This is a genomic window from Sorangium sp. So ce185 (assembly GCF_051526825.1).
Lineage (GTDB): Bacteria > Myxococcota_A > Polyangia > Polyangiales > Polyangiaceae > Sorangium > Sorangium cellulosum_D.
This window is the reverse complement of sequence record NZ_CP150316.1, coordinates 10856655-10877454: the sequence shown is the minus strand read 5'-3', so window position 1 is coordinate 10877454 and position 20800 is coordinate 10856655. Positions and strand designations below refer to the sequence as shown.

At 73.7% G+C, this 20800-nt stretch carries 19 protein-coding genes; 8 read left to right on the top strand and 11 right to left on the bottom strand.

From position 1 onward, the window contains the following. Positions 1-101 precede the first annotated feature (101 nt). The 6 genes from rplI to WMF26_RS40055 all read right to left on the bottom strand — a co-directional run bounded on the left by rplI (position 102) and on the right by WMF26_RS40055 (position 4215). Positions 102-554, bottom strand: coding sequence for a 50S ribosomal protein L9 (gene rplI / locus WMF26_RS40080; RefSeq protein WP_061629313.1), 453 nt, complete (start codon positions 552-554; stop codon positions 102-104). A gap of 10 nt (positions 555-564) precedes the next feature. Next, on the bottom strand, positions 565-885 hold the full coding sequence (gene rpsR, locus WMF26_RS40075; protein ID WP_012239546.1) for a 30S ribosomal protein S18: 321 nt from the start codon (positions 883-885) through the stop codon (positions 565-567). 2 nt (positions 886-887) lie between these two features. Continuing rightward, positions 888-1427, bottom strand: coding sequence for a 30S ribosomal protein S6 (rpsF, locus tag WMF26_RS40070; protein WP_437568503.1), 540 nt, complete (start codon positions 1425-1427; stop codon positions 888-890). A gap of 112 nt (positions 1428-1539) precedes the next feature. After that, positions 1540-2211 carry an aminoacyl-tRNA hydrolase gene (gene pth, locus WMF26_RS40065; protein ID WP_437997032.1) on the bottom strand — a complete coding sequence of 224 codons (672 nt, stop codon included), beginning with the start codon at positions 2209-2211 and terminating at the stop codon, positions 1540-1542. A gap of 138 nt (positions 2212-2349) precedes the next feature. After that, on the bottom strand, positions 2350-3039 hold the full coding sequence (locus WMF26_RS40060) for a 50S ribosomal protein L25/general stress protein Ctc (protein ID WP_437997031.1): 690 nt from the start codon (positions 3037-3039) through the stop codon (positions 2350-2352). Positions 3040-3252: 213 nt separating this feature from the next. After that, positions 3253-4215 (bottom strand): ribose-phosphate pyrophosphokinase, encoded by a 963-nt coding sequence (locus WMF26_RS40055; RefSeq protein WP_437333413.1) that lies wholly within the window; start codon positions 4213-4215, stop codon positions 3253-3255. A 158-nt stretch (positions 4216-4373) separates the two neighbouring features. Between WMF26_RS40055 and ribF the strand changes: the two genes are divergently transcribed. The 3 genes from ribF to WMF26_RS40040 all read left to right on the top strand — a co-directional run bounded on the left by ribF (position 4374) and on the right by WMF26_RS40040 (position 8996). Continuing rightward, positions 4374-5375: a riboflavin biosynthesis protein RibF gene (gene ribF / locus WMF26_RS40050; protein ID WP_437997030.1), complete on the top strand. Its 1002-nt coding sequence runs from the start codon at positions 4374-4376 to the stop codon at positions 5373-5375. A gap of 31 nt (positions 5376-5406) precedes the next feature. Beyond that, positions 5407-7839: a tetratricopeptide repeat protein gene (locus WMF26_RS40045; protein WP_437997029.1), complete on the top strand. Its 2433-nt coding sequence runs from the start codon at positions 5407-5409 to the stop codon at positions 7837-7839. Positions 7840-8015: 176 nt separating this feature from the next. Next, positions 8016-8996, top strand: a complete 981-nt coding sequence (locus WMF26_RS40040) for a hypothetical protein (RefSeq protein ID WP_437997028.1) — start codon at positions 8016-8018, stop codon at positions 8994-8996. Between the two features lie 9 nt (positions 8997-9005). Here the strand turns inward: WMF26_RS40040 and WMF26_RS40035 are convergent, their stop codons facing one another. The 3 genes from WMF26_RS40035 to WMF26_RS40025 all read right to left on the bottom strand — a co-directional run bounded on the left by WMF26_RS40035 (position 9006) and on the right by WMF26_RS40025 (position 12142). Continuing rightward, positions 9006-9938, bottom strand: a complete 933-nt coding sequence (locus WMF26_RS40035; RefSeq protein ID WP_437997027.1) for a hypothetical protein — start codon at positions 9936-9938, stop codon at positions 9006-9008. A gap of 16 nt (positions 9939-9954) precedes the next feature. Further along, positions 9955-11379, bottom strand: a complete 1425-nt coding sequence (locus WMF26_RS40030) for a protein-disulfide reductase DsbD family protein (RefSeq protein WP_437339561.1) — start codon at positions 11377-11379, stop codon at positions 9955-9957. 64 nt (positions 11380-11443) lie between these two features. Further along, complete coding sequence (locus WMF26_RS40025; RefSeq protein ID WP_437333409.1) at positions 11444-12142, bottom strand: tetratricopeptide repeat protein; 699 nt, start codon at positions 12140-12142, stop codon at positions 11444-11446. Between the two features lie 665 nt (positions 12143-12807). Here WMF26_RS40025 and WMF26_RS40020 point away from each other — a divergent pair. The 5 genes from WMF26_RS40020 to WMF26_RS40000 all read left to right on the top strand — a co-directional run bounded on the left by WMF26_RS40020 (position 12808) and on the right by WMF26_RS40000 (position 18197). After that, a complete protein-coding gene (locus WMF26_RS40020) occupies positions 12808-12930 on the top strand; it encodes a hypothetical protein (RefSeq protein WP_437997026.1) in 123 nt (40 codons plus the stop codon). Beyond that, positions 12918-13262: a hypothetical protein gene (locus WMF26_RS40015; protein WP_437997025.1), complete on the top strand. Its 345-nt coding sequence runs from the start codon at positions 12918-12920 to the stop codon at positions 13260-13262. The genes WMF26_RS40020 and WMF26_RS40015 overlap by 13 nt, the downstream gene beginning before the upstream one ends. Before the next feature lie 241 nt (positions 13263-13503). Further along, positions 13504-14619 (top strand): hypothetical protein, encoded by a 1116-nt coding sequence (locus tag WMF26_RS40010; RefSeq protein WP_437997024.1) that lies wholly within the window; start codon positions 13504-13506, stop codon positions 14617-14619. Positions 14620-14683: 64 nt separating this feature from the next. Next, complete coding sequence (locus WMF26_RS40005) at positions 14684-16339, top strand: DUF2254 family protein (RefSeq protein ID WP_061621668.1); 1656 nt, start codon at positions 14684-14686, stop codon at positions 16337-16339. A 193-nt stretch (positions 16340-16532) separates the two neighbouring features. Further along, positions 16533-18197, top strand: coding sequence for a protein kinase domain-containing protein (locus WMF26_RS40000; RefSeq protein WP_437997023.1), 1665 nt, complete (start codon positions 16533-16535; stop codon positions 18195-18197). 309 nt (positions 18198-18506) lie between these two features. On the opposite strand, the gene WMF26_RS39995 is transcribed toward WMF26_RS40000, so the two are convergent. Both WMF26_RS39995 and WMF26_RS39990 read right to left on the bottom strand, forming a co-directional pair. Then, the gene (locus tag WMF26_RS39995; RefSeq protein ID WP_437997022.1) at positions 18507-19103 is read right to left on the bottom strand and encodes a Uma2 family endonuclease; all 597 of its coding nucleotides are present in this window, start codon (positions 19101-19103) and stop codon (positions 18507-18509) included. A 43-nt stretch (positions 19104-19146) separates the two neighbouring features. Next, a complete protein-coding gene (locus WMF26_RS39990; protein WP_437997021.1) occupies positions 19147-20727 on the bottom strand; it encodes a helicase HerA domain-containing protein in 1581 nt (526 codons plus the stop codon). Between the last annotated feature and the right edge of the window lie 73 nt (positions 20728-20800).

Below are 20800 nucleotides of genomic sequence, written 5' to 3'. Positions count from 1 at the left end.
AGCGCGCGGGCGAGCCGCGCGTGGCGGACGAGGAGGAAGCGCGGACGAGCCGCGCGTGGCGGACGAGGAGGAAGCGCGGACGAGCCGCGCTTCCGGGACGCCTACTTGGCGGCGACCGTGACCTCGACCGACGCCGTGATGGACGGGGCGAGGCGGAGCGTCACGGTGTGGGCGCCGAGCGTCTTGATCGTGTCGCTCTCGATGCGGCGACGGTCGACGCTGAAGCCCTGCGCGGCGAGCGCCTCTTCGATGTCGCGCGCCGTCACCGAGCCGTACAGCTTGTCGCCCTCGCCGACCGGGCGGCTGATGGTCAGCTTCACCTGGTTCAGCTTGGCCGCGAGCTGCTCCGCCTCGGAGCGCGTCTTCGCGGCGCGCGACTCGGCGACCCGCTTCTCGTGCTCGATGCGGGACACGTTCTCGGCGGTGGCGCCCACCGCGAGGCCGCGCGGGATGAGGTAGTTGCGCGCGAAGCCGGGGCGAACCTTCACGAGCTCGCCGCTCTTGCCGACGTTGTGGAGGTCCTCCGTGAGGACCACATGGATGTGGGTTGCCATGATCGACCTCCTACGCCGTCACGGTGAACGGCAAGAGCGCGATGTTGCGCGCGCGCTTGATCGAGAGCGTCACCTTGCGCTGGTGGCGCGCGCAGTTGCCGCTGATGCGGCGCGGGACGACCTTGCCGCGCTCCGAGATGAAGTACTTGAGCGCCTGCGGGTCCTTGTAGTCGATGACCAGCGCCTTGTCCGCGCAGTAGCGGCAGACGCGCTTCCGGCCCGTGCGGCGGCGCCCGGGGGCGTCCGCGTTCAGGTCGGGCGTGCGCCCGAAGTCGCGATCGTCGTAGTCAGCGCCGCCGTTGCGGCCCATGTCGTTGTTGCGGCCGTTCATCGTCAGCTCTCCTCCTCGTCGGCGGCGCCTTCCGCCTCGCCCTCTTCAGCCTCGTCGAGGTCGCCCGCCGGGGCCGCCTCGGAGCTCCGGTCGACGCGGCGCTCCGGCTCGATCAGGCCGAGCTGCCGCTCGCGCGAGTCGTCGCGGTCGTCCTCGATCGGCGCGAGCTCGAGGCGCTCGAACTTCACGTCCTCGTCGGCGACCGTGAGGCCCTGGACCTCGACGTCGTTGCGCACGAGCACCGTCTGGTACTTCAGCACGCCGTCGGCGAGGCGCAGGTTGCGCTCGACCTCGGAGACGACCTTCCCGCCCCCGAGGTACTTCAGGTAGACGTACACGCCGCGGCGGTGCTTGGCGATGTCGTACGCGAGGCGGCGGCGCCCCCACGTCTCGACCTTGGTCAGACGACCGGCCTCGCGGGTCACGACCTCGGCGAGGCGCGTCCCGATCCGCTCGGCGCCGTCGGCGTCGATGTCGGGTCGCAGGATGTAGATGGTCTCGTACTCTTTGGCGCGCCCGGGCGCCGTTACCTGTCGGCTCATTCTTCGGTCTTCCCTCTCGGCCTGTGGCCCCGGGGCGACGCCCCGGAGCGAGGAAAGGAGCAGCTTGCCGAGCGTCGCGAGCGCGGGCTCGACAACCTGGCTCCGTCGAGGATCAGGGCTTCTGCGTCGGGGGGAGGGGACCCCTCTCTCCCTTCGCGGCAGGGGCCGGGTCTGTCGACCCGTCCCCTTCGCCCTTCTGCCTCTTGCCCGGCTTGGGCCGGGTGTTTCGAACGTTCATCGCGGCGTCGAAGCCGCGGGCGGCGACTTCTAGCACACTTTGGACAGCTTGCTTCAAGCAGTCGGGCAGGCCCGCGCGCTCTACCGCGTCGAACCCCGACAGCACGTAGCCCGCGACCTCGCCCCGGTAGCCCGGCGGCGGCCGCCCGATCCCGAGGCGGACGCGCCCGAAGGCGCCCGTCCCGCAGTGCGCGATGATCGAGCGCAGCCCGTTGTGCCCCGCGTGCCCGCCGCCGACCTTCAGGCGAACCGTGCCGAACGGCAGGTCGAGCTCGTCGTGCAGCACGATCAGCGAGGACGGCGCGACCTTGAAGAAGGCCATCGCCGGCTGAACGCTGCGGCCCGACTCGTTCATGTAGGTCATCGGCTTGAGCAGGATCGCCGGCTGCCCGGCGATCTCCGCCTTCGCGTGCACGCCCGAGAACTTCTCGCGGAACGGATCGGCCCGGACCTCGTCGGCCAGCGCGTCGATGGCCATGAAGCCGACGTTGTGCCGGTGAGCGGCGTATTCCTTGCCCGGATTTCCCAGGCCGACCACGAGCAGCATGGCGAGCGGGTTCTGCTGGATCCCTGGAATCCTTGGGACAGAGGCGGGCTGCGGCGCGCGGGGGCGCGGCGCAGGGCGGGGCGAGCCGCGCGCGCCTCGGGGGACCGAGACGAGGGGCAGCCCGCGCCCGGGCCGGGGCTACTTCTTGTCCTTCTTGTCGCCCGCGGGGGCGGCGCCACCCTTGGCGGGGGCAGCCGCGCCGCCGGCAGGCGCAGCGGCCGCAGCGGCCGGCGCGCCGGCAGCCGGCTTCGCCTCTTCCTCGGCGCCCGCCTTCTCGGGCGCGTTGACGACGGCGATCGTCTGGTCGTCGGCGAGCAGGGCCTTCACGCCCTCGGGCAGCTTCAGCCCGCTCGCCTTGAACGACTCGCCCATGTCGAGCTCGGTCACGTCGATCTCGATGAACGACGGGATCTTCTCGGGCAGGCAGCGCACCGGGATCGTGCGGAAGATCTGCTGGAGGATGCCGCCGGTGACCACGCCCTTCGGCTTGCCCACGGTGCGGAAGGGGATGTGCACGTCGACGGGCTGGTCGAGCTTCACCTGGATGAAGTCGGCGTGGACGAGCTCCCGCGAGATCGGGTGGTAGTCGTAGTCGCGCACCATGACGGTGAGCGTCTCGCCGTTCTCGATGGCGAGCTCGACCACGGAGTTCTTGCCGTGGTCGGAGCCGAGCACCTGAAGGAGCGCCTTCGGCGAGACGGCGACCGACAGCGGCGCGAGCTCGCGCCCGTAGGCGATGGCGGGAATCTGTCCGGCGCGGCGCAGGCGGCTCGACGCGCTCTTGCCGCTCTCCTCGCGCCTCGTGGCGTTGAGCTTGATGATCTCCATGACGACGGCTCCAGAAGTGATCCGGAGGCCCGCGGTGCGCGGTCCACTCCGGCGTAGGGTGCGGCGCTATAGCAGAACGCGAAACGGAAAGTCGAGCCTTCGTCGCCGGGCAGCGGCGTTTTTGTGGCGGGAGCGCGGGCGACCTGCGCTCCCGGGGTTCCTTCCGCGAGGTTGCGCAAGGTTCCGCCGGTTCCGCCGGACGCGCGCCGCCGGTCAGACGAAGAGCGAGCTCACCGAGTCCGAGTGATGGATGCGGCGGATCGCCTCGGCGAGCAGCCGCGCCACCGAGACGACCTTGAATTTACCGGACGCCCTCGCCTCGTCCGAGAGCGGGATCGAGTTCGTCACCACGACCTCGGTGAGGGGGGAGTCCTTGATGCGCTCGACGGCCGGACCGGACAGGACCGGGTGCGTGGCGCAGGCGGCGACGCTCTTGGCGCCCTGCTTCATCAGGGCGTTGGCGGCGTTCACCAGGGTGCCGGCGGTGTCGATGAGGTCGTCGAGGATGAGGCAGTGCTTGCCGGCCACCTCGCCGATGATGTTCATGACCTCGCTCTCGTTCGCCCGCTCGCGGCGCTTGTCGATGATCGCCAGCGTGCCCTGGAGGCGCTTCGAGTAGGCGCGGGCCCGCTCGACGCCGCCGGCGTCCGGCGAGACGATGACCACGTCCTTGCCGTAGTGCTCGCGGAGGTGGTGATCGAGCAGCGCCGGCATCGCGTACAGGTGGTCGAACGGGATGTTGAAGAAGCCCTGGATCTGCCCGGCGTGCAGGTCGAGCGCGACGATCCGGTTCACCCCGGCGGCGACGATGAGGTCGGCGACCAGCTTCGAGGTGATCGGCGTCCTCGGCGCGACCTTCCGGTCCTGCCGGGCATAGCCGTAGTAGGGGATGACCGCCGTGATCGAGCCGGCCGAGGCGCGGCGGAGCGCGTCGACCATGATCAGGAGCTCCATCACGCTGTCGTTCACCGGCGAGCAGGTAGGCTGCACAACGTAGGTGTCGACGCCGCGGACGTTCTCCTGGATGACGCAGAACGTCTCCCCGTCGGAAAAGCGCGACACCCGCGACTTCCCCATGGGTTGCTCCAGGACCTGACAGATTTCCTGGGTAAGTGCGAAATTGGCGTTGCCGGAGAAGATACTTACTCTCTTGAACACGGCGCGCCTCCAGCCCATTTAGGGGAGCGCGGCTCTATCAGCCGGACATGGGGCCGTCAAGCGGCTCTGTACATCGGACGCTTGGCTGTACATGCGTATCGTGCCGGGGCGGCTCCCCTGGCCCTGGCTTGCCCACCGGCTTTTCGTTGGGCGGTGCTTCGGGTTAGGTAGCGTCTGTGGAGTATTTTGCTGCCGCCGCTGGCGGGCAGGGCGGGCGCGCCGCGGTCGGGCCGCGGGGCAGCCTCGTCATCATCGGCAACTTCGACGGCGTCCACCGGGGGCACCAGGCGCTGCTCGCCGACGCGGCGCTCGACGCGGAGCGGCGGGGGCTCTCGCCGGTGGCGCTCACGTTCGCGCCGCACCCGGCGAGCGTCCTTGGCCGGACCCCGCCGCCGACGCTGACGGCGCTGCCGCGCAAGATCGAGCTCATCCGGCGCGTGCAGCCGGCGATCCGGGTGGACGTGGTGACGTTCGATCGCGCGTTCGCGGCGCAGACGCCGGAGGAGTTCGTGCGGCGCGTGCTGCTCGATCGGCTCGCCGCGCGCGTCGTCCTGGTCGGCGCGAACTTCCGGTTCGGCCACGGGCGCGCCGGGGACTTCACGACGCTCGGGCGCCTCGGCGAGGATCTCGGCTTCGAGACGCGATCGCACCCGCTCGTGGGCGACGCCGAGGGGGCGTGGTCGAGCACCCGCGTCCGCGCGGCGATCGCGCGCGGGGATCTCGGGGCGGCCGAGCAGATGCTGTCGCGCCCGCACATGCTGTCCGGCGTGGTCGCGCAGGGGGCCAAGCGGGGCCGGACCATCGGCTTCCCCACCTGCAACCTCGACGAGATCGAGGAGGCGCTCCCGCCGTTCGGCGTGTACGCGACGCTCGTCGATCGGGTGACGCCGTCGGGCCGCGCGATCGCGCTCGCCCGCGGCGTGGCGAACCTCGGCGTGCGGCCGACGGTCGAGCCGTCGAAGCAGGCGCGGCCGAACCTCGAGGTGCACCTGTTCGACATCGACGAGGATCTCTACGGCGCGGCGCTGCGGGTGCACCTCGTCGCCCGGCTGCGCGAGGAGCGGCGGTTCTCGGGCCTGCCGGAGCTCAAGGCGCAGATCGCGCGCGACGCCGAGGCCGCGCGCGCGCGGCTCGCGCCGCTCGCCGCGGATCCGGCGGCGGAGGGCGCCTTTCGGTGAGCGGCCGCGCGCCGGTGGGCGCGCGGCGGATGTGGTAGCGTCCACGGCGATGGAGCGCCGGGAGCTCGACGGGCTGACGCGGGAGGAGCTGATAGCGCGCGCCGAGGGCCTCGGGGTGCCGCGGCCGCGCGTGCTCACGAAGGCCGAGCTCGTCGACGAGATCCTGGCGCGCACCGCGCAGGGGGAGCCGGAGCGGGCCCGGCTGCGCGGCTTCCTCGGGCGGGCGCGCGATCTGCTGTCGCGCGTTGTCGAGCGCGGCCTGCACATGCCGGAGACCGCGCGCGCGCTGCGCGGCGAGGCCCCGCCCGAGCAGTGGCCGCCGCCCCCGCCGCCGCCGCGGGCCACGACGACGCTCGCCGAGATCTACGCGTCGCAGGGGCACACGGACCGGGCGATCGCCGTGCTCGACGAGATCCTCGAGCGCGATCCGCAGCACGAGGACGCGCGGCGGCTCCGGGAGCGGCTGATCGAGCAGGCGCAGCGCGCGCAGGCCGAGGGGGCGGAGGCGCGAGGGGCGGGGGCAGGGGCCGCGGAGGCGGAGGACGCGGAGGCGGAGGACGCGGAGGAGGCCGGGGCCGAAAGCGCGGAGGCGGAGGAGGCCGGGGCCGAAGGCGCGGAGGCGGAGGAGGCCGGCGTCGAAGGCGCGGAGGCGGAGGAGGCCGGGGCCGAGGCCGCGGAGGCGGAGGAGGCCGGGGCCGAGGCCGCGGAGGCGGAGGAGGCCGGGGCCGAGGCCGCGGAGGCGAAGGAGACCGGCGCAGAGGCAGCGAAGGAGACCGGCGCAGAGGCAGCGAAGGAGACCGGCGCAGAGGCAACGAAGGAGACCGGCGCAGAGGCAGCGAAGGACGCCGGCGCAGAGGCAGCGAAGGACGCCGGATCGAGCGAGCATCCCGAGGCCCCCATCGCGGGCGAGCAGGATCTTCAGCCCGAGCCCGTTCCCGAGGCTCCCGACCTCGAGCCGGCGCAGCCGCCGCGAGATCCCTCTCCCGCGGACGCTCCGGCGCCGGCGGCCATCGCGGAGCGCGTCGTCGCGGGCGCGGCGCCGGGCCTCGCCGCGGCCTTGCAGGACGAGCGCGCGGAGCTCCCGGCGCGGTACGACCTCGACGAGGTCGTCGGCCTCGCGGTCGATCCGGAGACGCTCTACGTCTACTGGGAAGTGCGCCCCCGGACGCTCGCGCGAGCGCGCGCGCGCCGCCCGGGAGGGCAGCTCGCGATCCGCGTGGTCGCGGTGCTCCCGAGCTGGGAGAGGCCGGTGGTCGAGCAGCGGGATCTCGCGATCGACGCGCTCTTCGGCGACATGTTCGTGCGCGACATCCCGGCCGGCTCGCACCTCCGGATGTGCACGGGCTGGCTCGACGGCGACGTGTTCGAGCCCTTCGCGGTGGGCCTCGAGGTCGCTGCGCCGCGCGCGGTGCCGCTCGCGCCGAGGCCGCCCGCGCCGGAGCCCGACGCTGCCGCGCAGGCGGCGCTGCAGGACGAGGTCCCGGCGGACCGCCCCGCCGGACCGACGCGCGACGCGCAGCCGCACCTCGAAAGCGCCCGCGGCGATGCGCCGTCCGCGGCGTCCGGCGCGCTCGACGCGGCAGCAGCGTCCCTGCCCACCTCGGGGGCGAGCGGTCAGGCTGGGGAGAGCGCGGACGCGGCGTACGCCGCGGGGGCGGGCTCCGTGATCGCACCTCCGTCGGCCCCGAGCGCGCCGGCCGCGAGCGGCGCCGCGCAACCCGGGGCGGCCGAGGCAGCGCCCGTCGCCGGCAGCGGTGTGGCCACGGCTGCCGCACCCCCCGCGGCCCGCGATGTCGCTGCGCCGGCCGCGGCCCGCGACATCGCTGCGGAAGCTGCCGCGCCTGCCGCGAGCAGCGACGCGACCACCGAAGCTGCCGCGCCGGGCGCGAGCAGCGACGCCGCTCCCGGAGCCATCGCACCAACCCCGCTCGGCACCCCCGCGGCCGACGCGGTCGCGCCCGACCCCAGCGCGGCGATCGCCTTGGAACCAGCGCTCGCCTCGCCGAGCGAGGGGCCGCCGCGCTTCCCGTCGGGCGCGACGCCGACCGCGGAGGCGCTCGCGCAGGCGGTCGCGGCGACCCGCGAGCCGCCCCGCGAGGGGCCGCCGCGCTTCCCCTCGGGAACGGCGCCGACCGCGGAGGCGCTCGCGCAGGCGGTCGCGGCGACCCGCGGCGGGTCGAGCGACCTGCTCCGGGGAGGCGGCGGCAGCGCCTGGCCGGGGTCCGTCGGCCAGCCCCACGCCAGCGAGGCATTCCGGCGCGCCGACGCCGAGCGGCCTCGATCCCTCGGCGGCGCGAGCGAGCTGCGCGGCGGCGCGAGCGAGCTGCGCGGCGGCGCGAGCGAGCTGCGCGGCGGCGCGAGCGAGCTGCGCGGCGGCGCCGAGCGGCCTCGGCCCCCTGGCGGCGGAACCGAGCTGTGGCGGAGCTTCGCCACCGCGGCGCGCCCGCCCTCGGGGAGCCGCTGAGCGAGCAGCGGTCAACTTTGCCCAGAGAGAGTCCACATGAAGGCGGGAAGGCGGGGAGATCATTAAGGTTTTCATCCCGCCTTCCCGCCTTCATGTTCAAATTTGACCACTGCTGCTGAGCGAGCCGGACGAGCCGCTCACGCAACTGGCGGCGCGCGGCGGTCGACCCAGCTCGCGTGCAACCGAACCACCGATCCCTCGCCACCCCCGTTCTCTCCCTCCTCGGCGCGCTCGCCTGCGCCCTGTCCGCGCCCGAGGCGCGCGCCGAGCTCCCCTTCGACGATGAGCCGACCGCGCTCGACCCGCGCGTGGACCGCCTCGACGCCGCGCCCCACGAGCTCTGGGCTCCGTCCCCGGGGCGCGCGCAGCCGCTCTGGGTCTCGCTCCAGATCGGGCTCGCGCGGCTCGAAGGCGGCGAGCGCTCCCTCAGCGGCATGCTGCTCGCGAGCATCCCCCTGGAGCGGCTCTCCGATCGCCCTGGCGTGCCCCCTCCCTCCGCCATCGCCGAACCCGAGGCGCCGCGGCTGAAGCCTGCGCCTCCGAGCCCGCCCCGCGCGGCGCCGGCGCCCGATCCCCCGGAGGCTCCCCCCGCGCCGCCTCCCGCGCCGCCGCCGGCCGAGGTCGAGCCGCCGCTCCCGCTGCCGGTCCGGGTCACGCCGGCGATGGCCCGCGCGATCGTCGAGGCGGCGCTGCGGCAGTCGCGCCTGCTCGATCCCGAGGCGCGCATCGACGCCATCGCGTCGCGCGCCCGGACGGCGTCGCTGCTCCCGGAGCTCCGGCTCCGCGTCTCGCGCCTCGTCGACGAGGCGGAGAACCTGGCCCCCACCGAGTACGATCCGGCGCGGAGGACGGCCTCCGGCGGCACGAGCCTCTGGCTCGAGGCGCGCGCGACCTGGCGGCTCGATCGCCTGGTCTTCGCCGACGAGGAGATCGCCCTGGAGCGCCTCCGCCGCGAGCGCGCCGAGCTCGGGGCGAAGCTCACGGCGCGCGTGCTCGAGCTGCTCTTCGCCTGGCAGCGCGCCGTCGCGCTCTCGGCCGATCCGGGCCGGAGCCCCGAGGAGCGCCGCGCCGCCGCGCTCGCGGCGCTCGAGGCCGAGGCGTCCCTCGACCTGCTCACCGGCGGCTCGATGACGCGCTGGCGCGCCGCGCGCGAGTGAGGCCGCGCGCTACAGGATGGTCTGCGAGAGCGTCACCTTGCGCCTGCCGGTCCCGGTGTCCCCGTCGGCGTCCGTGACGGTCACCTCGACGTCGACGACCTTCCCGAGCAGCTCGTCGATCGTCCGCTCCCCGTCGAGCCGGAACCGAAGCCCGGCGAGCTTGCAGTAGCCGCCCTCGTCCTGGTCCAGGGTGAAGATGACCCGGAGCGGCTCGATGGCGTAGTCGAGCTCGGGCACGGCGCCGTTCACCACCGTGATCGAGCCGGACTGCCGGAGGTTCTTGAGCCGGATGGCGACGAAGATGTGGTAGCCGCCCTGCGGCCCGGCCTCCACCTGGACCTCGTCGAGATCCTCGAGCGCGAAGTAGTCGGCCTGCCCCTCGCCGACGACGACGACCGGCTCGCCCCCGCCGGCCGGCTTGCAGGCGTCCGGCACGGCGTCCGCGCTCCACGAGGCGCTGTACGGCTCGAGCCGCCGGGGATCCACGTCGGGGGCGCTGCAGCCGCCGGCCACGCAGGTCTGGGGCGCCGGGCACGTGGGATCCCCGGGCGCGACGGCGCACTCCTGCTCGAGGCGCACGCGGAGCAGCAGCGTGCGGCCGCCGATCACCCGCGTCGACGCGGCGCGGACGAGCACCGGCCGCTCCGCGTCCTCCGCCCCGAACGCCTCCAGGGAGATCTCCACCGCCGTCCCGTCCTCGAGATCGCGGAAGAAGAGCTCCCGCGGGAAGAACAGCTGCCCGCTCTTGTGCGTCATCACGTCGTCGCGGAGCACCTCGCCGCCGGCGCGCAGGACCATGCGCAGCCGATCGAGCTCGACGCCGGCGCGCAGCTCGCTCGTCAGGCCGATCACCACGGTCCCGGTGGTCGGTCGCGGAGCGCCGCCGCAGCCGGCGAGGATCAGGAAGCAGAGCGCGAGGGCGGCGAGCAGGGAAGGGCGCATGGACGGTGGCGCGCCGCTACTCGATGCCCTCGAGCGCCGCCAGGAACACGTCCGGGCCGACGAAGTCGTTGAAGCGCTTCCGCTCGGCCCCGGTGGAGTCGTAGATCACCACCGTGGGCAGGCCGACGACCTTGTACTTGCCCTTCACCGCGTCGACCTGCGGATCCTCGTCGTCCGTCGCGTCGACCTTCACCGCGACGAAGTGCGCCGCCTTGGCCATGACGCGCGGGTCCGAGAAGGTGTCCTTGTCGAGCTGCTTGCAGGCGCCGCACCACTCGGCGGTGAAGTCGACGAGCAGCGGGCGCTTCTCCGCCTTCGCCTTCGAGACGGCCACCGGCTCCTGGTGCAGCCACGTGAGCTGCCGAGGCGCGGCCTCGCCGGCCACCGCCGACGGCACGGGCGAGGCGAGCCTCGGCAGGTCCAGGCTCGCGACGAGCAGGAAGCCCGAGGCCACCGTGAGCGCGATCCCGAGCCCCTTGCGGGCCTTCACCCCGGCGCCGCCGTCGTCCCAGGACAGGTGCACCGCGCCGAGCAGGAGGCCGACCACGACCAGCCCGGCCATGACCGCCATGAACTGCGGCGTGGGCTGCGCGAGCGACGACAGCGCCGGGAACGTCGTCTTCAGGAAATACAGCGCGACGACCAGCATCACGATCCCGAAGAACGACTTCACGCCGAGCATCCACTTGCCCCCCTTCGGCAGCGCGACCGCGAACGCGCCGACGAGCCAGAACGGCAGGCCGAGCCCGATCGCGAAGGTGGCGCCGACGAGCGCCCCGAGGCCGATGCTCTGGGTCTTCCCGATCCAGAGGATGATGCCGGTGAGGACGGGCCCGGTGCACGGCGCCGCGACGAGGCCGCTCACCAGCCCGAGCAGGAACGCGCCGCCGTAGCCGATGCCGCCGACCTGCGAGAGCCGCTGCATCAGCGAGTCGGGCAGCGCCATGTCGAACGCGCCGAACATGGAGAGCGACATCGCGATGAACACCCCCGCGATGCCGACGATGACCCACCGGTTCGAGAGCACGCTGCCGAACAGGCTGCCGGTGAGCGCCGCGACCACGAGCATCGTCGTGAAGAGCACGACGATCCCGAGCACGAAGCTCGTCGAGAGCAGCATCGCCTCGCGCCGGGACTTCGCCTCCCGCGCCCCGAAGATGCTCACCGTGATCGCGATCATCGGGTACACGCAGGGCGTGAGGCACGTGAGCAGGCCGCCCGCGAGCGCGGCGAGCCCCGCGAAGGCCGGGCCCGCCTGGAGGCCGCGGGTGAACAGATCCGGCTGATCCGCGGCCAGGGCGAGCGCCGGGGACGCGAGCACCGAGAGCGCCGCGAGCGCCGCGAGCGCGCGCCCGAGCGCCCCGGCCGCGCCGTCCGCGCCCCGTCGACCAACCGCCGGGGCGGCGCCGGCGCTTCCCTTGAAACGAGTCGAAGCGGTCATCACGGAGGTTCTATAGCAAAGCGATCGCCCCCGTGCGGCGCGCGGCCGTCCGTTCAGGCCGGCATCAGCGCTTCGGGAGGGACGCCAGCGTCTGGCGCGCGGCCTCGATCTCCCCCCCGAGCGCGATCGCGACCGCGGCCCGCCCCGAGGTGCTCCGCTGTACGAAGGCTTCCAGGTATTTCTTGGCCTCGTCCCAGCGACGGTCGAAGTAAGCCATCTGCCCGAGCACGAAGCGGCCGTACCCCTGGCCCGCCGGCACCTCCGAGAGCCGGTCGATCAGCGCGCCGAGCCCCTCCACCGTCTTGCCGCTCTCGCACTGCACAACGGCGAGGTGCCCCTGGTAGAGCGGCTTGTCCCGCGTGCCCCAGCGCGCCGCGCGCGTGAGCGCGCCGATCGCCTCGTCGTACCGCCGCGCCAGGTGGTAGACGCTGCCCAGCGTCCACCAGTGGAACGCCCGCCGGCTCGCCGGCCCCGTGCGCGCCGCCAGCCGGAGGTGCCCCACCGCCCCGTCGATGTCCCCGAGCGCCTGCTTCGCGCGCGCCGCGTCCTGGTGGGCGACGTCGCGCAGCACGCCGAGCGAGAGGACCTGCTCCGCCACCTCGGCCGCCCGCTCGAAGCGGCGCGTCTCGAAATAGGCGAGGTAGAGCTGGCGCAGCAGCATCGCCTGCGTCGTCCGGTCGAGCGGCCCCCGGAGCGACAGCCCCCGCCGCGCCCAGAGCGCCCGGGAGCGCGGCGTCTCCGCGCCCAGCGCCCGCCGCAGCATCTCCTCGGGCGTCAGCGTCTTCGCCGGCGCGCGCCGCCGCGGCGCATTGCTGGGCCGCTTCTCTCGTGGAGCGTCCCGCCCGGCGTCCTCCCCGCCACCCGCAACGACGCTGCCCGCAACGGCTTTCGCCGTCGATTTCGTGCGGCGCCCCCCAGAGCCCGTACGGACGGATCGAGCGCCGTCCACGCTGTCACCGTGCTCGCTCGCCTTGCGCACAGAAAGCAATCGTAACAGACCTGCACACGCGTTCCAGCAATACGCGAGGTTTCCATCTTGACTCGGGCCGGAGAGCGTTCCGGCGCGCCCAGGGCCGGCGCCGGGCCGGCGGGCGTCGGTTTCTGGCCGGGTTCCGGCCGGGCGCTGGACCCGGGTTGCGCCCCACCGGGCGTGGCGCCATCGTCGCGGCCATGCGTCGCCGCCCTGGCTCAACTTCCCTTCTGCGGAGGCGGCGTTCCGTCTCCACGGTCACCGGCTGTCCGCGTCGGGACCGGCTCCTCTGGCTCGCGTCGTGTCTGGCCCTCGTCGGCGCCGCGTCGCTCGCGGCCGGGTGCGGGCACCCGGCGAGCCGCGACGAGTGCGAGGCCATCTTCAAGCGGAGCGCGGAGATCGAGCTCCGGGCCCAGAACGTCGTCGACCCGAAGGTCGTCGAGGAGCGCACGGCGGCGGTGCGGGACGCCCGCGGCAAGGAGCTCATCGACCGGTGCGTCGGGCGGCGGATCACGGACGCCGCCATGGCGTGCGTCCGGCAGGCGGGCACCCCGGAGCAGGTCGATACGTGCCTGGAGTGACGCGGCCGGCGACGCGCGCCGACGTGCTGGCGACGCTGGCGATCGTGCTGCTCGTGGTCGGGGTCGTCGCCGGGCGCGCCGCGCTCCGCCGCCTCTCGCCGCGCCCGACCCCCGAGGCGTGCACCGCGCTCCTCGACCGCTATGTCGAGCTCGCGCTGCGCGCGGCCACGCCTGAGCCCGCCGTGTCCGAGGTGGCCGAACGGCAGGCGATGGCGCGGGCGGCCGCCGGCGAGCGCGGCTTCGTCCGCTGCGAGGCCGACCTCACCCAGGCGGAGGTGGCGTGCGCCCTGCAAGCGGGCAATGCGGACGACCTGGAGCGTTGTCTGCCCTGATCCGACCGGCGCGCGCGGCGCCAGCCCCGTCGGCCGCGGAGCGGACGCCGGCGTGCGGAGCGGGGCGGTGCCCCGAGGGGACCCGCCCAGCGGACGACCGGCTCCGACATGCGCCCCCACGTGAAGGAACGGGGGCACGTTGCGGATCGTTCCTGGCGCGCCGTGCTGTGATAGTCTCGGCCGTGGCGAGCGCCCCCCGCTGGTGCGATCTCCTCACCTCCCCAACCTCGGATTGCCTGTCGTGAAAGCCCCGTCGCCCCTGCTCGGCTTCAACAACAACGTCCGGCACAAGGGGCGGTTGTTCCACATACAGACCGAGGACTCGGGGATTCGCCACCCGCACATCATCACGCACCTCTTCGCCGACGGCGGGCGCATCCTCAAGACCACGAAGACGTCGTACGCGGAGCACGTCGGCCAGGCCTCGCTCGCCGAGACGGTGCGCGGCATGATGAAGGAGCAGCACAAGGCGATGTTCATCGCCCTGCGCGACGGCCACTTCGACTACCTCTTCGACGACAGCGCCGCGCCGCCCGTCTCGGCCCCCGCGGCCGCGGCGCCCGCCGCCGTCGATCCGAGCAAGGCCGCGCGGCCGCCGGCCCCGTCGTCGCCCGAGGTCCCGAGCGCGCCGAAGCCGCCCCCGCCGTCCCGGCCCCTCACGCCGGCGGTCGCGTCCCCCGTCGTGCCGCCCCTCGCGCCCGAGGCGGCGCCGCGCCCGAAGCCGGCCCCCGCGCCGACGCCGCCGCCGAGGCCCGCCGCGCCGCCCGCGAGGCCGGCGCCCGCGCCCGCCGCTGCGCCGCCGGCGCGCGCCGCGGCGCCCGAGCCGGCGCCCGCGTCGGCCAGCGCGCGCCCGCGGCTCGAGCTCGACCCGGTCGGGATCCAGGGGCTCGGCGCCGGCGGGCGCGCGGCCAGCCCGCTCACCGGCAGGGCCGTGCGTCCGCCCCCGGAGATCAAGAAGTCCGAGCCGTCCATCGATCTCGATCTCGACGCGCTCGAGCGCGCCGCGGCCGAGGCGCAGACGCCGTTCTTCCAGCAGATCCAGGACCTCCCCCCGCCGCCCGCGTCGGTGATCGGGCGGCGGTCGGAGTCCGCGGCCTCCGGCGCCGGCGTCTACAGCAACGTCCACCCGGAGCACCCCTCGCCGCCGCCCGCGGCCCCCGTCGCGGTCGAGCACTTCTCGGGCAGCCCCGGCTCCGGCCGCTACGCGGCCTCGCGCCCGGCCAGCATCTTCGCCACCAACCGGCCGTCGGAGGGCGCGTCGATCTTCGGGGACGATCTCATCAGCGAGAAGTCGCTGGACGAGGTGATCCTCAGCTACCTCGCCGAAGATCTCGACAGCCCGCCGGAGAAGAAATAATCGCGCTGCCGCCCTTCGTGGCGAACGCCGGGGGCAGGCGCGTGGAGCGAGCGGCGGTCACCTGATGAGCTCGGATCGGACCGCAGGGGAGGACGAGGGGACGCGGCGCCGCGGCGCGGCCTTGGCCCGCATCTGGCTGCGGCCGATGTCGTATCTCCTCGGCGTCAGCATGGCGACCCTGTCGGTCGTCTACCTGCTCGACATCGCGCGGCACGGGAACGAGCGCCTCCCGATCCGCGAGGTGCTGTTGCACATGTCGCCGAGCGACGCCGAGCACATCATGGGCGGCATCGGCGAGGTCATCGCCGCCATCCTCGGCATCGTCATCACGGTCGCCTCCATCATCGTGCAGCTCGCCGCGAACCGGTACACGCCGCGGATCACCGAGATGTTCTTCCGCGACCGGACGAACATGGTCGTGATGGGCTTCTTCGTCGTCAGCGCGGTGTTCTCGCTGTGGGTGAACTTCTCGATCCGCGTCGGCGAGGGCTCGACCGAGCACGCCTTCGTCCCGACGTACGGCGTCCTCGTCACCATGGGGCTGCTCACCGCGAGCCTGCTCATGATGGCGCCCTACTTCCTGTACGTGTTCGACTTCGTCGAGCCCGACAACGTGGTCGGGCGGATCAAGCGGAGCGGCATCGAGCAGGCGCTGCGCCCGGCGGATCAGGAGAGCGACGGCGAGGTCGACGAGCGGCGGGTGACGGCGCTCTCGTCGCTGGAGCAGCTCGCCGACGTGGCGCTCAACGCGATCGACCAGAAGGACAAGGGCATCGCGTCGAAGACCGTCGACTCGCTGTCGGAGCTCGTCGTCGCGTACCTGCCGCACAAGGCGACGCTCGATCCGCGCTGGTTCCAGATCCGCGACCGCCTCGCCAACGACGCCGACTTCGTGAGCATGAACGCCGAGGCGCTCGGCAAGCTCTCGGCCACGCGGACCTGGCTCGAGTACAAGGCGCTCCGCCAGTTCCTCATGGTCTACCGCGAGGCGCTCACGGCGATGCCCGACCTCATCACGCGCATCGCGATCGACACGCGCTACATCGGGCAGACCGCCATCGCCGCGGGCGACCGGGCGGCCGTCGCGGTCGTCGTGAAGTTCTTCAACACCTACATGCGCCGCTCGCTCAACGCGAAGGACATCGCCGCGGCGTACAACAACCTGAACCAGTACCGCTACCTCGCCGAGGAGCTGCTCAAGGCGGGCTGGGGGGATCAGGTCCTCGATATCGCCCGGTATTTCAAGTACTACGCGCAGACGGCGCACGCGATGGGGCTCGCGTTCCTCACCGAGACCGTCGCGTTCGACCTCTGCGTGGTCAACGAGCGCGCGTACGACCTCCACGCACCTGCCCGGGACGAGCTGCTCCAGCTCTTCCTCGAGGTGGACAAGGAAGCCGAGCTCGACCAGCAGGAGCCGTCGCTCCGCGGCGTCCGCAAGGCGCAGGTCAAGCTCGCCACGTACTACCTGCAGAAGGGCGAGGAGGCGCTCGCGCGGCGGATCTACCGCGACATGCGCGACGAGCGGCCCGACCGGCTGCGCTCGATCCGCGCGGAGCTCCTGGCCGTGACGAGCAACGAGTTCTGGGAGATCAACGACCGGGGCGCGGTGTTCGAGTACATCGAGCCCGAGCGGCGGCAGCTCATCCACCGCTTCTTCGAGTGGTTCCCGGCGACGACCATGCGGGAGCCGATCCGCGAGGAGCAGACGCTGGAGTGACGTGTCGGTCGGCGCGCTCGAGGGTGAGCCGGGACGCAGTACACGCAGGCTGGATCCGCGCCGGGCATCGACGCGGCGATTCCCTGAGGCGCGCGGGCGGCGATAGGATCGGGCATGCGCTCCCTGCACCCCCTCGACCCAGCGCAGGAGGGCTAGCCTCGACGAACGCCGAGGTCCCGCGCCGCACACCGAGATGCCTGCCTCACGCCCGCGTCGCAAGCACGCCGAGTCCGATCCTCCGCCGGAGCTGTTCGCCGGCAAGTACCGGCTCGTCCGGATGCTGGGCAAGGGCGCCATGGGCGAGGTGTGGCTCGCCGAGCAGGAGCAGCCGCCGAGCTCCCGGCGCCGCGTCGCGCTGAAGCGGCTGGCCCCGCGGCCCGAGCTCGGCGACGCGGCGAGGGAGTCGTTCTTTGCCGAGGCGGAGGTGATCGCGCGTCTCGATCACCCGAACGTGGTGCGGCTGATCGAGCTCGGCGACTGCGAGGGCTCCGTGTACCTCGCGCTCGACTACATCGACGGGCCCGCCGTCGATCGCGTGCTCAGGAAGGTGGGCGCGCTCTCGCCGCGCGCGGTGGCGTACCTCGGCCGGGAGATGGCGCGGGCGCTCGAGGCGGTGCACAGCCTGCGCGAGGCCGACGGGCGGCGCTACGCGGTCGTCCATCGCGACGTTTCGCCCTCCAACATCCTGATCGCGCGGGACGGCCGCGTTTGCCTGACCGACTTCGGGGTCGCGCGGATCCCGGGCCTCGCGGGCGAGCAGGCCGACGGCGCCGTGTTCAAGGGCAAGCTCCCGTACATGCCCCCGGAGCTCGCGCGCGGCGAGCCGTTCGACGGGCGCGCGGACGTGTTCTCGCTGGGGCTCACGCTGCTCGAGGCGCTGCTCGGCAGCCGGGTGCGCAAGGCCGACACGCAGGCGCAGCTGATCATGCGCGTCGCGTCGACGCCGGTCCCGCGCGCGCGCGAGCTCTTGCCCGACCTGTGCGCGCCGCTCGCGGACGCGCTCGACGCGGCGACCGAGTTCCGTATCGACAAGCGCATCGCCAGCGCGGGCAAGCTGGCCGAGGCGCTCGATCAGGTCCTCTGCGGGATGGGGCACGGCGCCGAGGACGAGGCCAGGAGCGAGCTGAAGGAGCACGTCGAGGCGTACATCGCGAGGGCGGGCTCGCTGAGCGGCGCCGGCTGCTACGCGTCGCCGTCGCTCCCGCCGGCGAGCGGGCCGGGGCAGAGCTCGCCGGATCTCCTGGGGAGGGCGCAGTCGGGCGTGCCGGGCGCCGCGTCCGGGGACCGACCGTCGGGCCGCCCGTCGGCGCCCGACGCGCGGCGGAGCGCGCCGTCGCTCCGCAGGAGCGGCGCCCCGCGCCCGCTCGGCGCCGCCGTGGGCTCGCTCTCGGTGCAGTACCTCGATTTTGACGGCCCGGAGGACACGCCGCCGCGCCCGCGCGCGCTCGCGGCGTCGACCACGCCGGAGGGCGAGCTCCAGCGGAGCCGCGCCGCGGCGGAGGCCCCGGGCGGCGCGGCGGCGGCGCAGAAGACCGGCAGGGCGAGCGCGGCCGGCAAGGCGAGCGCGGCGGGCAAGGCGAGCGCGGCGAGCGTGGCGGGCAAGGCGAGCGCGGCGAGCGTGGCGGGCAAGGCGAGCGCGCCGGCGGTGACGAGCGCGGCGAGCGCGCCGGCGGGGACGAGCAGCCTGGCTGGGGTGTCCGCGGGGCGCGGCAGCGGGGAGATCGCGCCGGGCGAGGCGCCCGAGAGCGGCGGGCTCACCGCCGAGCAGCTGCGGCGCAAGCGGAGGATCTTCTTCGCCGGGCTGTTCGTGCTGGGGGCGATCGCGACGATCCGCCTGCTGGTGATGTCGAGCTGCTAGCGCCAGACGCTCGCAGACGAGCTTTCTCTATCAGGACATCCGGTTGCGCCACTTCGCACGGCGATCTCGTCAGGGTGCGGGCCAAGTCTTCAAAGAGAGAAGAATAAACCACAGAGGCACAGAGGGCACAGAGGAGAGAGATAGAAAAGAGCTCTTTCTAATCTCCTTCTCTCTCTCTTTCTTTCTCTATGCCCTCTGTGTCTCTGTGGTTTATTCTTCTTTTCATCCTTGCGGTCTCTCCTCGTGCTGCATGCCGTGCTCTTGCGGAGAGGGGCTCGGAGCTCGTCGCGTGCTGCCGCGAACGCGGGATCATTCCTCCGGCTCGTCGTCTCCGAACAGCACGCCGACATGGAATGCAATGGCGTCGAAGGGCTCTGCGCGGACGATCTCTCCCCGCTGCGCCGCCAGGATCTCGATGTAGCCGTCCGGCCCCCAGCGATGGACGGCCAGCGTCTCCTCAGCCGGGTCGACGATCCAATAATGCGGCACCTGGCATTGATGGTGGGTGCGCTTCTTCTTGACGAGGTCGTTGCGCCGGTTCGTCGAGAGGATCTCGCAAATCCAGTCGGGGAGCAGGGTGATGGGGACGCCGGTGGGGCGCTGGGGCGCGCGCTCGCGGCGCCAGCCGACGACATCGGGACGGTACACCTGCGCCGGCGCGAAGGAGATCTCGACCTCGGTGGCGAACCACCATCCGCCCGGCCAGCGCCCGCCAGGGCGACGGCCGAAGCGGTGGTTGAGGGCGGTCACGAGATCCGCCTGCGCGCCGCCGTGCTCCCCGGTGGCCGCGCCCTTTTCGAGCAGCTCCCCGTCGATGATCTCGTGACGTCGGTCCGCCTCGGGGATGGCGAGGAGGTCCTCCAGCGTGGCGGGCTTGCTGGCGCGTTGCTTCGCGACGCCGCTCATGCCTGGAGCATAGAGCAGGCTCGACGGCATGGGGGCGCAGGCGTCAGCCGATCTGGAGCGCGCGCAGGACGGCCGCCTCGTTCAGCGCGTGACGGCCGCCCTGGACCGAGGCGAAGCCCGCGTGGGCGAGCGCGGCGAGCGCGCGCGCGGCGCGCCGGATCTCGACCTGGCTGCGCGAGCCGAGGCGCGCGGCGAGCTCCTCCGCGGTCAGCGCCGCGCCGCCGGCGAGCAGCTTCGCGGCCAGGGCGACGTGCGCCGCCGCGCGCGGCGAGCGCCGCCGCGCGTGGCTCCTCGCGGCGCTCACCATCCGCTGGACGCCGCGCGCCTGGAGCAACGCCGCGGGCGGCATCGCGAGATCCCGGAGCGACGGCGCGGAGGGCCTCGCGGCGACCTTCACGGCCGCGCCGCCCGGCGCCGGCGCGATCGGGGCCGCGGGCGGCGCTGGGGGGTGGCTCCGCGGCGCGCCGGGGGCGTGCGCGGCCAGCGCGCCGGGGGCGTGCGCGGCCAGCGCGCGGGGGGCGTGCGCGGCGAGCGCGCCGGGGGCGTGCGCCGCCTGCACGCGCGCGCCGTCGCTCTGGCCGGCGCGCGCCACGATCTCGTTCTGGATCACCACCTTGACCACGCCGGCGACCTGCAGCGCCGTGCGCAGCCGTTCTGCCTCGGCCTCGGCCGCCCTGCGCGCCTCGTCGGCCTGCTCGAGTTGCTGCTTGAGGCGGCGGATCTCGGCCCGCAGCGCGGCGCTCGGATCCGGCGCCGCCGGGCGCGCGAGCTCGCCCGCGAGCGCCTCGCGTAGCTCGTCGATGAGCGTGCTCAGCGCGGCGTCGGCGATCCGCGGCGCGCCGCCGGCCTCGCCGGTCCAGCTCGGCGCGTCGCCGCCGTGGGCGGTGTGACGGGCGCGCCAGCGCTCGAAGCGCCCGACGGCGGGGAGGTAGAACTCGCCGGACGGGAGCGCGCGGAACTCCTCGAACGTGTGGCCGTCGACGAGCGCCTTCACCGCGTCGTAGTCGCGCTCGATCTCGAAGCCGCCGATCGCCGGGAAGTTGAGCTGGCTCATGAGCTCCTTCGAGACGGCCTGCGTGCGCTGGCTCGCGACGACGAGGAGGACGCCGCGCTTGCGGCCCTGCTTGGCGAGGCGGTGCAGGATCTCCGAGGTGAGCGACGCGCCCGATTGCGGGGCGAAGAGGTGCACCTCCTCGACCACGACGGCCGCCGGCGCGCGGCGCTCGGACAGGAGCGCCCAGAGCCGCTCGAGGAACGGGAGCGCGGCCTCCTGCTGGGCGCGGCTCGTCGGCTGATCGGACAGGTCGACGACGAGGCCGAGCCCTTCGTCGAGCACCCGCGCGAGCGCGAGCTCCGCCGCGCGCTCGCGGGACGAGAGCGGCAGGTCCGCGTGGGCGCCGCCGAGGACGAGCGCGCGGAACCGCTCCCGCAGCGTGTGGAGCTCCCCCTCGGGATCGATCGCGACCACCGGGATGCCGGCCGCGAGCAGCTCCTCGCAGAAGACCCCGACGCCGAAGCTCTTGCCGCGCCCGGACGAGGCCCAGATGCCGACGCGCAGGCCGGTGCGCGCGTAGTCGGAGAGATCGAGTCGGTAGCCGTGGCAGAGGGAGAGGATGGGGCTCAACGGGTCGCCTCCGTGGGGCTCGGGGCTGGTCGCGCTCGCCGGTGGACTGTAGGCGAGCGCGGCGGGGCGGGCG